This is a genomic window from Bacillus cereus group sp. BfR-BA-01350, assembly GCF_022663775.1.
In the GTDB taxonomy this organism is placed as follows: domain Bacteria; phylum Bacillota; class Bacilli; order Bacillales; family Bacillaceae_G; genus Bacillus_A; species Bacillus_A paranthracis.
The window spans coordinates 392,297-406,780 of record NZ_JAKUGD010000001.1 but is presented as its reverse complement, the minus strand read 5'-3'; the positions used below and the strand labels follow the sequence as shown (position 1 = coordinate 406,780).

The window sequence follows — 14,484 nt, the reverse complement described above, 5'->3', positions numbered from 1 at the left end:
TGGCTCAGTATTGCCTTGGTCAGCAAAATTTAAAACATAATACATTTATATACACACTCTGCTGCACCATAAAAATAAAAAACATTCCTTCTTTTTGTTAAGAATGAATGTTTTTTAAAAAATCAATTTCTAACTCTAGCATCTTTCTTTGACGAGGTTTTATTTTTCTTACGGGAACTCCAGCATAAATATACCAATCTTCTAAACTCTTTTTCACCATACTCATCGCACCTACTGCCGTGCCTTCTCCTATAGTTACATTTGGAAAAAGAATAGAATTAGCACCAATAATCGCATGTTTTTTTAAAATAACTTTTTCTGTTTTCACATTCCTATATTGATTCGGGACGGTTGGCCCCATTAATGTATTCCCACTGAAATCATCTAGTACTGCATATACGATTGTTTTAGCTGAGATATTTGCAAAGTCATGCATTTCAATTCCAACTTCTCCTCCATATAACGCTGTATACGCTGATATATGTGAATAACTTCCAATTGTGATTTTGCCACTTAAAATGCAAAAATCATCAATTCTTACATGATTACCAACTGATATAACACCTGGATTATATATACTTACTTTTTTACTAATCAATACATTTTTCCCAACAGATAAAAATCCAATTTTCTTTAGCTCTTCTTGATTATAAAAACTATTCATCTACCGACACCACCTTCTGCTCTAAACAGATTACAATTTGCTCTACTAGTTCTTTCGTCATTCCTTCCCATAAAGGTAAACTTACGATTCGTTTTGCTATTTTATTCGTTTTTGTTAAATCTGTCGACTTATAGTTTTTAAAAAGAACTTGTTGGTGGCAAGATGGTGAAAAGTATAATCTAGCTTCTATTTTCTGTTTTTTCAGTTCTTCAATTACTTGTATGTTGCGAACTTCTTCTGGACAAATGATAGGCATAAATTGGTGAATAACTGCTTCTGTCTTTTGGAATTTCCACCCTTTTTTCATTAACCCAGTATTTTGTAACAACTGTTTATACCATTCAGAAATACGGGTACGTTCTTTTAATTTTTGATCCCACTTTTTTATAGTCGCAATCCCAATAGCTGCTGCGTATTCAGACATTTTACAATTAAACCCCATCATCGTACATTCACGATTTGTATCAAATCCGAAATTCCCCATTCTTTTAATACGTTGTATATCTTCTTCGTTTTTACTATATATGAGCCCTCCTTCACCAATTCCGAACGGCTTTGTTGCATGAAAGCTATATACGATCATTCCACTAAAATCTTGACCGTAATGCATCCCTCCATTCATTAATCCAAATCCCGGCGCCGCATCTACGACAACCGGAATCCCCTTCTTCTCTAATTCTTCATATTCTTCTAAGTTCATCCATGATCCAAAAGTGGCGTACGGGACAACAATCGCAACCTCTTCTTTTAATTCTTCTATCTTATCCAAAAGTACGGTTTTATCCATATACCAATCATCTATTGAAATATCAATAAAGTAAGGTTCCAATCCACACCAAATAGCGGCTAAGGCAGTCGCAGGGAATGTAAAGCTAGGCATGAGAGCATACTTTCCCTTTCTTCTTTTCTTTAGTTGAATAGCCGCCATTAACCCTAACGTTGCGTTTGCTACTGTTGTAACAGCTCCCCTGTTTTGAAAAAATCCCGACATAATTGTTTGTTCAAAACGTTGATTTATAGGTCCGTAATTCGTATATATGTGAGATGTATCAATTTCCTTCAATTCATCCAAATACTCAATTACAGGTACAGTTGAAGCACGTAAAAAAGGAATATTCTCCATATCTATCTATTCCTTCCTATCATTTTCGGACAATATAGAGCATATCTGTTTCAGATAATCCAAATTTCCTAGCACTTTTCATTCCTTGTTTTTCCGCTATGTTATATAATTCTACCTTAAATCCTGCATTCATTAATCGTTGAATAAATCCCGATTGATTGTAAATTCTCACATGATCTTCTTGACCAAAAGCTAATTTCCTCAATTGTGGTGTTACAATTAATTCATTCTCTATAATAAAATCTACATTCATTACGATTGGTACTTGAATAATTCCCCATCCATTTGGCTTTAACACTCTATATAACTCTCGCATTGCTTTGTCATCATCAGGAACGTGTTCTAACACATGGCTACATAATATTACATCAAAAGTATTACTATCATATGTAATTCTTGTAACATCAATTTCCTTCATTAATGGATCCTTTGGTTCTAAGTCACCACATACATACGTAATATTTTTATACTCGTTAAACCAATCTCTTAACTTTGCTTCAGGTGCAATATGAAGCATTGTATAGTTTCTATTTAACAAGTCCGTTTCCGTTTCAATGTACGCACGGTACAATCTTTCACGATCCATCGAATTACAAACTGGACATATCCCTGTATCTTTATTCCACATTTCAAATTTATATTTCGGAAAATCATAATGTGCTGGCCAAGGTGAAAATTTTTCAAATTGTTGATTGCAATATTGACAATAACAACATTCTTTCTCGAACATATGAGCAACTAACTTGTTTAAGCCTTTTTTTATCTTTTCATTATAAATTTGATCTAGTTCGCCATTTCTTACTGCATCCTTAACTATAAATCCCGCATTTTCTAAACAATAAGATAAACTCTCTTTATACTCACTTTCGGAGCTTAAAAACCCACTATTATATGCATCTATAATTAATTCAATCCACTCTTCAATTGTCATTAAAATAAAATGCATTTGTTTTTGATTTTGTCCACTATGCTGTCTAAAATAACTAAGAGGTTCATGTATATAAACTACTTTTCCTTTCCTCATCATATCTAGCCAAGTTGCAATGTCATTAATAGCAGAATAAGCCTTTCCTTTAAAATATCCAAACTTCCCGTCAAACAAATTCCGATTAAACAAAACAGTTGTCGGCTCACCAACTACATTTTTCAAGTTTTTTAACATATAATTCCCTAATTCTTTTCCTTCAAAAAGTGTAGTTTCTTTCGCGATTTTCATATTTAATGTTGAAGGTGGTAATATCTCTCCATTCTCATCAATCAGTTCACGATATGACGTCACAAATGAAATATTTTCTAACGTCAAAAAGTATTTCATCATTCTCTCGATCTTTTCATGATGAAATAAATCATCATCTAATAAAAAGTTTATATAGTCCCCATTCGCAAGTTCTACACACTTATTAAAGTTTTCGGCAACTAACGGCGTTTCATTTTTAACATATGTAATACACTCATATTCACGTAAGTACGGTTGAATCATCGCATTGACTTCATCATTTGTACTGTCGTCAGAAATAATAATTTCAATATTTTCATATGTTTGATTCAAAGCGCTGTTGAGTGCTAATTCCAAGTAATAAGGTCTATTGTATGCAGGAATAAGTATACTTACTTTCGGTAAAGAAGAATTATTATTTATATGTTGTTTTTTCTTTTCTATGTTTATTTTCTTCGCTCTAATTTTTTGGTAATAGTCTAATGTATATAATATTGATGACGGAACTATCCTTCTTGCATATTCTAGAAAATTAGTTATCGCTTCATCTAACTCTTTTTCGTTAGATAAGAAACCATATTTTTCTCCAGCTATAATACTATGTGAAAAATCTTCTAATCCATCCATCATTTTATTAGATTCATTTAACTGTTGATCTGGATGTAATCGAAAGTAACTCAGTGTCTCTGCTATATATACTGCTTTTCCTTTACTTAATAAAGATAACCATGAAGCTATATCTACGTTACAAAGATACCTCCTCTTATCAAAAATCCCATACGGTTCTTGTAAATCATTTTTACGAAATAAAACTGTTGTCGGTTCTCCAATATAATTTTTTTGATCCACAATTACCCTATTTGCTAATTCTGTTCCCTCTATAATCGTATCCTCTTCAAATAAACGGACAGTTGAATAAATATGTCGTAGTTCTTTCCCTTTTTCATCAATTACTTGACGATGAGATGTTACAAGCTTAATTTCATTATCTAAATCATTGAAAAAACACTTCATCATTTTTTCAATTTTATCCACATGAAAGATATCATCATCCATTAAAAAATTTATATACTCACCGTTCGCTTCATGAAATAACATGAGTGCATTTTCAAATTGTCCGAGAGTTGAACTGTTTTTTATATAAATAATATTTGAATGATCACATAAGTATTTTTGTAACACCTTTTCTGTTTCATCATTCGTACTATCATCTCCAACTATAATTTCTATATTAGAGTACGTTTGTTCCAGCACACTACATAACGCCTCTTCAAAAAAGCGAGGACGATTATATGTAGGAATTAAAACACTTACCAACGGAAGTTGATCTACCACCTCTTCATTTCTTTCAATACGAGTTCTCATTTTACTCTCTCACCTCTTCGCATATTATTTATATACGCGACACAAAAATCACATTACTGTAACCGAATGGAGCCTATATACTTTTATGCAGACATGAAACGAAATATCATACTTTTCGTTCCTGAATAAACATATTTAATAACACGGACATTTTATTTGCACCTTTTTTATTCATATGATCACTATCATAAAAATCATCATCGCAAAATAATGGCGAATCAAATAAATCTATAATTTGAAAAGAATATTGAGCTTGAAAATCGTTTATAACTTTATAAAAATCTTCTTTTAATTTCTTACTACTACAATTGAAATAATGTGAAGTAACAGGGAATACAACAATTAGTGGTTTTATATCATGTTTTAACAGTAGTTCTAAATATTTTTCGAAAATCTTTTTATATTCAACTAAAGTATGAGGATATGATAATTTAGCATGTGAAGCTGCTCTTATTTTTCCGTGTTCTTCAAAAGGAATGTGAAGAGGAGTGATATTCCATTCAGCGTGTATCCAGGGCAGTATCAATGATTCATCTTTTAGTTCATCTAATAAAATATACTCAAAATGCAAATTAAAAATAGAAAAAAGCTGTTTCGGCGTATCTAGGTGTGAGAACCCATCAGTGGGTAGATGAGAATGAACTACAGTATGATGACCGTCTTGAAACAATGGATAATATACCTTGTGAATTCTATATGATTCAGATGATAACGACATGTCAAAATAAAACGAGAAATAAGCTATTCCTATCAAACAATATTGAAAGGAATGATTGTTTGATAGAAGTTGTGATGCTATTAAATAATCATAGTATAGATCTTGCGATGGAAGTGTTAGTTTTATTGACTTTTTTGAGAGGAGCTCTGTACTTATGCCACAATGCGGATAAGACAAGCCCGTCGCAAACAATTCATACGTCGGATCACCCTTTGCTTTTTTCATAGAAATGTATAAAGACATAAGATCCGGATTTATTTGATAGATAGAAATTAATTTATTCCTCCATTCATACATGTATTTTGTTAAATTAATAATTTTTGTACTTTGCACGCCCCTATTTATCAATTCATTTGTAAGTTTTTCTGCGTCCATTCTCCAAATGACTATATATTGAAAAGAATTTTCTATTTGAACAATAGCTGAAACGTCTACAAGATGAACGATTGTTTTACATTTATTTTTGTCTAATGTATTTTGAATCTTCTCCCTTGATAATTCATCACTTAAAACAATAATTTTATACTGCTCCTTCACGTATATCCCCTCCATTATATGTATAATATGAAATTCATTTTTCATTCATAACAATCATATACATTTGCCATCCATCAAAAAAAGAATAGAATATTTATTTCAAAACAAAAAATAGCTCCACCATTAGGCGTAGCTATTTTTCCATTACATACTTAATAAAGTGAAGCTTTAATCAGTGGGGGGGGTTTTTCATCCCCCACTGATTATTAGTTGAACCAATCGGACTTTTATGGGCAGTTGATCCCCCACCTAACTTCTTTGCTTTCACTGCATTTTAAGGTGGGAGTCTTACTGCCCATTAAAGTCGGATAAAATTATATTCCTTTGTCTAACTCATAAAGCATACGATACTTTTCATTTTCTTTCAGAAGTTGTTCATGACTACCTTGCATCACAATTTGACCACGATCAAGGAATATTACTTCATCAACATGCTCCATTCCTACAAGATGGTGCGTAATCCAAATTACTGTCTTTTCTTCTGTTGCAGAAAACATCGTTTCTATTAAAGATAATTCTGTCTTTGGATCTAAGCCGATTGTAGGTTCATCTAGTACAATGATTGGTGCTTCTTGCATTAGCGTTCTTGCAAAAGCAACCCGTTGTCTTTCCCCGCCAGAAAATCTTTTCCCCATCTCATGCATTTTTGTTTGTAATCTATCTGGAAGAGAAACAACATGCGAAGCTAATTGTGCTTTCTCTAAAGCTTTCCATATCTCTTCATCTGTTGCCTCTGGTTTGCCTATCCTCACATTATTTCCAATTGTCGTATCGAATAAATGCGGCTTTTGATTCAATACAGAAATATATTTTGATAAAAGATTCGTATGAGCATGTTCACTATTCAATAAAACTTCACCATGTAATGGGCTTAGCGCACCTGTTAACAGTTTTAATAAAGTTGATTTTCCTGTTCCGCTTCTTCCTAAAATGGCGATTTTCTTCCCTGCTTTTATTTGTAATGATACATCTTTCAATACAAATTCATTGCTATCTGGATAACTATACGATACATGTTTTAATTCAATATCTATATGTTTTGATGCGACATAATCCTTATCTCCATGTAATTCCTTTTCATCTTGTAAAACACCATTACCTTCTACTTGATTGAGACGATGAGCAGATTCTACATATGATGGTATCCGATCGATAGCATCTGAAAGAGGAATAAGCGCGTTTGTGACAGATAACGTCATTAAGACGAAAGCCGCAATAACAGTAGGTGCAATCTGTTCACTTGCCGCCTCATTTCCAGTCCATATGATCATTGAAATGACTACAATCCCTACTACTAATTGAATGATACTGTCCCGAATATGATTCCAGCGCTTCATTCTTTTCTCAATTTTTAACAACTGATCATTTTGTTCTACATACTTATCAATGAATTCATCTTTTCTACCACTTGCTTGCCAATCAGATAATCCAAAGACAGCATCTGTTAGTTGTTGGTACAAACGGTTTCTTCCTTGCTTTAAAGTAACATGATGTTTCTTCATTAAAAGTAATGATATAAATGGAAGAAGAAAAACGATAATAGCCAACATACATGCTGCAATAAGTGCAAACACTACGTCAAATGTACCGATAACAAGTACGAATATGCTATATACAACTAATGCTAATATGCTAGGAAATATTGTACGTAAATATAGGTTTTGTAAATGCTCTATATCTTCGGATAATACCCCTAACATATCACCCGTTTGGAATCGCGAACGGAAAAATAACGCCTGTGGTTCTACTATCCCATATAGTTTCGTTCTCATCTTTTCTAAAATACGTAGTACGACATCGTGACCAACTAAACGCTCTACATAATGAAATACCGCTTGTCCTATACTAAACGCACGTGTTGCAACGATAGGAACATATACAGCCATTACATTTTCTGGTCTAAGAGCAGATTTAGAGATTAAATAACCTGAAATGAAAAGTAGCATTGCACCTGAACTAACTCCAAGCAGACCAAGGAAAATAGTTATAGTCATTCTACCTTTATTTTGCTGTACATACGGTTTAATCCAGTTACTCATCTCTATCCCCTCTCTTTCCTGCGAAAATGTAATGCTTCATTCTTTACAAGTTCTTCATACGTTCCGCTTTCTATCATTTTCCCTTTATTTAAAATAAGAATATGATCCATTTGTTTCATCCAGTGAAGACGATGTGTTGCAAGAAATACTAACTTACCTTCAAACAGACGTAACATCGCTTGTTTTATTTCAAATTCAGTTTCAATATCAAGATGTGCTGTAGGCTCGTCTAATAAAATAATTGGCTTTTTGCTCAAAAGGGCTCGCGCCATTGCGACACGTTGTTCTTGTCCGCCACTCAGCATACGCCCACCTTCTCCAATTCTTTCATACATTCCATTTGGAAGCGATGTAACAAGTGAACGAAGACCGACTTCATTCATAACTCTTTCCACTTCTTCATCAGTTGTATTTGTTTCATAGAAACAAATGTTATCTTTTAATGAAAGCGGGAAAATATAAGGTTGCTGCGGAATATAAGCAATATTCTTTTGCCACTCTTCACGAGTAGCCCCATCAATTTCCACACCATTTACAATCATCTTTCCAGCTGAAGGAGTTAAAAACCCTGCTAATACGTCGATTAACGTTGATTTCCCTGCTCCACTTTCACCAATTACACCTATAGCGCCAGTGCCTTTCCAAGTAAAATCAATTTCCTCTAATATAGCTTTTTCAGATTCATCATTCTTTACTTTTACATCTTGTAATTTCAAGTTACTAGAGGAATTCCATATTAGATTTACATTAGATTCTTTCTTCCCTATTTCTTTTTGTCGCTGTAAAATCTCCTCTATTTGCTCCATTGCAAGTTGTCCATCTAACGTAGCATGATAATTTGCTCCAACTTGTTTAATCGGCAGAAAATATTCCGGAGCTAAAATCAAAATTGTAAGGGCTGGTAATAGTATAATCGTTCCATCTATTAAACGTATCCCTAATCCAACTGCCACAAACGCAATTGATAAACTCGTAAAGAAATCTAATGCAAAAGAAGAAAGAAAAGCAACTCGCAAAGTACGCATCGTTGCTTTTCTATACCTTTTACTTACTTTTTCAATCTTTCCTTCGTGCTGTTCACTTTTCCCTAAATACTTTAATGTTTCTAAACCTTTTAACGTATCTACAAAATGGTTCGAAAGTACACGATATATCTCGTACTGACTATCTGCCATTTTTTGCGCTGCTAATCCGAGAAGAATCATAAATATGATCACGATAGGAATCGTTACAACTAAAATGATTCCAGACTCAATATCTAGCGTAAAAACATATAGTACAATTAGTCCTGGTACGATACTACTTCTAATCATTTTAGGAATTGTTAATTCAATATATGTTTTAAATTTCTCAATACCCTCTATCGATAAGGTAACCAGATGACCTGTTCCAGCAGTTTGAACATATCGTGGACCTAATGTGAAATACGCCTCTATTAATTGTTTTCTCAGTAGCGATCCTGTTTTTTCAGCAAAACGTTCCACTAATATTTGCGATATTCGAACTAGCAAATGACGTACTGCAAACGTGATTCCGAAATAAACTGTTTCATTTAACACAGATTGCACTGCTTCTCCCTGAAATAAAAACGTAATAGCTCGCGCTAAAAACACCGTTTGTGCAATAATACTAAAAGCTTCTAACATGCTAATGATTGTTAGCACTACATATAAAACTCGGCTACCAGGATACGACGGAAGTCCTCTTTTTCTTTTCATTAGTACTCCAAATCTTTATCTGACTTAACAGGTTGTCTAAACACATAGAAACTCCATATTTGACTTCCCAAAACAAATGGCAATATAGCAATTGAAAAATACGTCATCAGTTTTAGTGCATAATCTCCCGATGCTGCATTATAAATTGTTAAATCGTATATTGACCCTAACGAACTAATTAAGACACGTGGAAACATGCCAGCAAACACACTCGCACTTAGTAAAATGATTGTTAAACTTGTCATAAAGAAAGCCCAACCATCTCTTCTTCTTTTATTTAATAATGTTGACGCACATAATGCTACAAAAGCTCCAATCGGAACCATAATCCATTCTTTACCATGCCCAGTGAAAATATCTGTTTTCCATAATCCAACACCGGCAAAAATAAGAAGTGTGAAAATTGCAAGTGGTGCAATTTTCAGTGCAGCAATACGTGCACGTTCTCTTAACTTACCAGTTGTACGTATAGTAAGGAATTGCAATCCGTGAACAATACATAACAGAAGGAACATAACTCCTCCAAGTAATGCAAATGGATGAAGTAATTGTAAGAATCCACCTACAGCATTTTTCGTCTCATCAATTGGAATACCTACCATAAAGTTAGCAATGGCAACTCCCCAAAGGATAGGCGGTAGTAAACTCCCTAAAAACATACCCCAATCCCAAAAGCCTTTCCATTTATGATTATCTATTTTCGCACGGAATTTAAAGGAAACACCTCTAATAATTAAAGCAAGAAGCATAAATACAAACGGAATGTAAAACCCACTAAATAAAGTTGCATACCAATGCGGGAATGCCGCAAACATAGCGCCACCAGCACAAACAAGCCATACTTCATTCGCGTGCCAAAATGGACCAATTGTATTTAAATATATTCTTTTCTCTAAATCGTTTTCTCCTAAAAACCTTGAAACTATACCTACACCGAAATCGAAACCTTCAAGTACAAAGAAGCCTACGAATAAAACTGCAATAATAATAAACCACAACTCATTAAGAGATAACATACTCACCCTCCTTATCAAATGGATCATGGCTTTGAGAATCCTGTTTCGCTTTCTTATTCTCATGTCCTTTAATAATACGAACGAATAAGTAAACTGTAATTCCACCTATAATTAAATATAATGATGTGAACGAAACTAAAGAGAATAGCACTTCTCCGAACGTAACATTTGGAGATACAGCATCTTCCGTTTTCATAACACCGAAAACTACCCAAGGTTGACGTCCCATTTCAGTCATAATCCATCCTACTGTATTACCGATAAACGGTAGTGAAATTGCATACACCATTAATTTTAAATACCAAGTTTTTTCAGCTAAACGATCTTTTCTTGATAAGAACCATCCGTACGCTCCTAGAAGAAGCATAAATGTTCCACTCATTACCATCGCTCTAAAGCTCCAGAACATCGTGTGTACTGGTGGAATATAATCTCCAGGCCCATATTTTTCTTCATATTGCTTTTGAATTTGATTCATCCCTTCTACTTGACCGCTAAATTTATCATATGATAATAGACTTAGCATATACGGGATTTGAATTTCAAACGAATTTTCTTTCTTCTCCGCATCAATTTTCGCAAATACTGTAAATGGCGCTGGATCTTCACTCGTATTCCATAACGCTTCAGCTGCTGCCATTTTCATTGGGTGTGTCTTAATTAATTGTTGTGCTTGCGCATGACCGAAGAATAATACTAGCGCCGTTGTAAGTGTTCCAACAATGATAGAAATGCGGAATGATTTTTTAAACACTTCAGTTTCTTGTGCTTTCGTTATTTTCCATGCACTCACACCGGCAATAAAGAATGCACCGGTTGCAATTGCCGCTGTAATGGTATGCGGGAATTGTACCCATAATTGTGGATTTTGAATAATTGCTAAGAAATCATTCATTTGTGCACGTCCATCTGCTGCCATTTCATATCCTACTGGCGATTGCATAAATGCACTTGCAGTTAAAATCCAAAATGCTGATAACATTGTTCCAATTGAAAGGAGCCAAATACATAAAAGGTGAATGCGCTTCGGTAATTTATCCTCACCGAATACCCATAAACCTAAAAATGTAGACTCAATGAAAAATGCTAATAAACCTTCAATCGCAAGTGATGGACCAAACACATCACCTACGAAACGCGAATAGGTTGACCAGTTCATACCAAACTGGAATTCTTGTAAAATACCAGTTACTACACCTACCGCAAAGTTAACAAGGAATATTTGTGTCCAAAACTTCGTCATCTTCTTATAAATTTCTTGTCCCTTTACCACATATAACGTTTGCATTAACGCAATGATAAAAGCTAAACCAATAGACAGCGGAACAAAAAAGTAATGGAAAATCGTTGTTGATGCGAATTGTATTCGTGCCAATTCAAGCGTTTCCATACTACAATCACTTCCTTCATAGTTTTTATAATAAAAGTTAATTAAGCAATCTTATCAAGCTCAATTATTAAGAAATACGAAAAGACAAAAACATTTTGTATGTATTGTCGAAAAATATGAAGTTTCAGTTTTTCAAACTATTGTAATGCTATTTTTTACCTTTTCACTATTTCTGTAGTGTTTTATTCGTTAATCGAATTGTATAATATACCTGCATAGTAAATTCAGCTGATTTTTGACGTATTATTGACATCATTTTGTCTGAAATATGTCTTTTGGTATTTTTTTGAATTAGATTTTTCTCATCGATAAAATGTGTTTTTTTAATATGAGACTTATCTTTGCATCAATAAAATAATCGTTTCTCTCTTTATACACTTGACTTTTCTACGAAAAAATTTCCTGTTAACCAATGGATAATTTCGTTATTTTTTTGTCAAGAGAAAAATGTATTTCTAAAATTCAAACATGGAATATTGTTATTCAAAAATAGGAAATAACCTCCTCTTTTCAGATTAAAAATTCACTTTTTTGTCATTTTTTCAAACTAAAATAAATTAAAAAATACCGAGAATCCATTAGACTCTCGGTATTTTTTAATTTATTTTGCTGTATGTTTTCTAATAGCCGGTAAAATTTCAGTAGCAATTAGCTCGATATTTTTCTCAATTTTATCATATGGTACGCCACCAAAATCAATTTGTGCCATAAAGCGTTGTTGCCCAAACAATTCATATTGGTAAAGCATTTTTTCGATAATTTGTTGTGGGCTACCAACCATTAACGCGTCACGGTAATCTATTGCATTTGTAAATTGTTGTTTCGGATACCCACCACCGCGTAGCGTAAGCATACCAGCATTAATGTGAGGATAGTATTCACTAAGTGCATCTTGTGAATTTTTTGCTGTGTAAAATAAACTCGTTGTTGCAACTGGCAAACTCGCTGGATTAAATCCACTTTGCGCAGCCGCCTCACGGTAAGCATCTACTGATCCTTTAAAGTTAATAGCTGGGCCACCTAGTGTTGTTATCATCATTGGTACACCTGCACGTCCTGCTTTAATCGCACTAGCTGGTGGGCCACCAACTGCACGCCAAATTGGTAAGTTATTATTTTTAGCTCTTGGAATAACCGATGCATGCGCAAGCGGTGCTCTGAACTGTCCATTCCATGTTACATGTTCCTCTTTATTAATTTTTAATAAAAGATCCATCTTCTCTTCAAATAACTCTTCATAATCATTCACATCATAACCAAGTAAACTATATCCCCCAATACGAGATCCACGACCAGCCACAATTTCTGCACGTCCATTAGAAATCAAATCAAGTGTAGCAAAGTCCTCGTATACTCGTATCGGATCAGATGTACTTATTATCGTTGCTGAACTTGCAATTTTTATATTTTTCGTTGCTTGCGCAATCGCTCCTAAAATAACTGTATGAGCTTGCGTTGTAAAGTGTGTTTGATGACTTTCACCGACAGCAAATACATCAAGTCCAGCTTCATCCGCTAACTTTGCTGTTTTAATTAATTCATGAATTCTTTGTTCAGCACTAATTTTCTCTCCGTTATGTGGATTTAAAACATGATCCCCAATTGAATATAACCCAAACTCCATTCCTTTACTTGTATTCATACGGTATTTTTCCATCATTACTCTCTCCTTTGATGAGGTATTATTAGTTTCTCTTTTAAAAACATTTGTAAGTCAAATGTTTTTCCCTATTGCTTACAACATCACTTGATTAGTCAATTGATATTGTAAAAAAAATTACTCTTGCGGTAATTCTTTTTTTTCACTATGCTTATGAACCTTCGTCATTAGCTCGTATAACATTTTCTGTTCTTCTTCATTTAATACATCATCAAAAAACGATGATTGAAATGCAAGCTGCTCTGGCAGTGCTCTCTCTAAGGCCGCTTCCCCTTGCTCTGTCAGACTAATTGTTTTCGTTTTCCAATCTTGTTTTCGTACAATATATCCTTCTTTTTCAAGACGTGTTAACATTCGAGAAATACCGCCTTGTGTAACAGTTACCTTTTCAGCTAACTCCATTTGTGTTAGCGGTTGATACGTACGTATTTGCAAAAGCACATCAAATTGAGCAGTCGTTAAATCAAAGCGTTTTAAAAACTCATTTGACATCTGATTACTTTGGTTCGTAAATCGTATTAAACGTAACCATATTAATGATCCTATCGTATTATCACGCATGTTTGATCACTTCCTATCGTGAATCTTACTATCACTTTACTACGCAAGTGATAAAAAAGCAAGAGAAAAAGTGAAAAATATCTCATTAGAGTATTACATAAATAACGATAAGAAAGAATTCATGTTTAAATGAATTCTTTCTTATCGTTATTCTTAACTTTCCATATCATTCATTGCTATATGTAAAGCGCCTACTGCTTTGGGCCAACCAACATAAAAAGCCAAATGTGTTATTAATGCAATCATTTCATTTTCTTTAATTCCATTTTGTTTGGCCAGTCGCAAATGAAATGGTAATTGCTCTGTATTACCAAGACTGATTAATACCGACACTGTACATAAACTCCTTTCTCTTAATGTTAAAGTGTCATCTCGCCACACTTCCTCGAACAGTATCTCTTCACTATAATGAGCAAATGCAGGTGCCTTTTCTCTCATTTTCTCTTGAATACAATATTCAATGGATTCATTCATCAT

At 33.8% G+C, this 14,484-nt stretch carries 11 protein-coding genes; all 11 read right to left on the bottom strand.

What is annotated here, in order from left to right:
• Positions 1–97: 97 nt before the first annotated feature.
• Positions 98–664, bottom strand: coding sequence for an acyltransferase (locus MR147_RS02045; protein ID WP_074607736.1), 567 nt, complete (start codon positions 662–664; stop codon positions 98–100).
• A complete protein-coding gene (locus MR147_RS02040; RefSeq protein WP_242303576.1) occupies positions 657–1,787 on the bottom strand; it encodes a DegT/DnrJ/EryC1/StrS aminotransferase family protein in 1,131 nt (376 codons plus the stop codon). Before MR147_RS02040 ends, MR147_RS02045 begins: the two co-directional genes overlap by 8 nt.
• Before the next feature lie 19 nt (positions 1,788–1,806).
• The gene (locus MR147_RS02035) at positions 1,807–4,368 is read right to left on the bottom strand and encodes a glycosyltransferase (protein ID WP_242303575.1); all 2,562 of its coding nucleotides are present in this window, start codon (positions 4,366–4,368) and stop codon (positions 1,807–1,809) included.
• 106 nt (positions 4,369–4,474) lie between these two features.
• Positions 4,475–5,623, bottom strand: a complete 1,149-nt coding sequence (locus MR147_RS02030; protein ID WP_139302771.1) for a hypothetical protein — start codon at positions 5,621–5,623, stop codon at positions 4,475–4,477.
• Positions 5,624–5,937: 314 nt separating this feature from the next.
• Complete coding sequence (cydC, locus tag MR147_RS02025) at positions 5,938–7,662, bottom strand: thiol reductant ABC exporter subunit CydC (RefSeq protein ID WP_242303574.1); 1,725 nt, start codon at positions 7,660–7,662, stop codon at positions 5,938–5,940.
• A 2-nt stretch (positions 7,663–7,664) separates the two neighbouring features.
• The gene (cydD, locus tag MR147_RS02020; protein WP_242303573.1) at positions 7,665–9,380 is read right to left on the bottom strand and encodes a thiol reductant ABC exporter subunit CydD; all 1,716 of its coding nucleotides are present in this window, start codon (positions 9,378–9,380) and stop codon (positions 7,665–7,667) included.
• Complete coding sequence (cydB, locus tag MR147_RS02015) at positions 9,380–10,396, bottom strand: cytochrome d ubiquinol oxidase subunit II (RefSeq protein ID WP_074607728.1); 1,017 nt, start codon at positions 10,394–10,396, stop codon at positions 9,380–9,382. Before cydB ends, cydD begins: the two co-directional genes overlap by 1 nt.
• Positions 10,383–11,786 (bottom strand): cytochrome ubiquinol oxidase subunit I, encoded by a 1,404-nt coding sequence (gene cydA / locus MR147_RS02010; RefSeq protein ID WP_074607726.1) that lies wholly within the window; start codon positions 11,784–11,786, stop codon positions 10,383–10,385. The genes cydB and cydA overlap by 14 nt, the downstream gene beginning before the upstream one ends.
• A 601-nt stretch (positions 11,787–12,387) precedes the next feature.
• Positions 12,388–13,443, bottom strand: coding sequence for an LLM class flavin-dependent oxidoreductase (locus MR147_RS02005; protein WP_242303572.1), 1,056 nt, complete (start codon positions 13,441–13,443; stop codon positions 12,388–12,390).
• Between the two features lie 120 nt (positions 13,444–13,563).
• Entirely contained in the window at positions 13,564–14,007 is a 444-nt protein-coding gene (locus tag MR147_RS02000) for a MarR family winged helix-turn-helix transcriptional regulator (RefSeq protein WP_001205526.1), read from the bottom strand.
• Positions 14,008–14,160: 153 nt separating this feature from the next.
• Positions 14,161–14,484 (bottom strand): carboxymuconolactone decarboxylase family protein, encoded by a 324-nt coding sequence (locus MR147_RS01995; RefSeq protein WP_074610435.1) that lies wholly within the window; start codon positions 14,482–14,484, stop codon positions 14,161–14,163.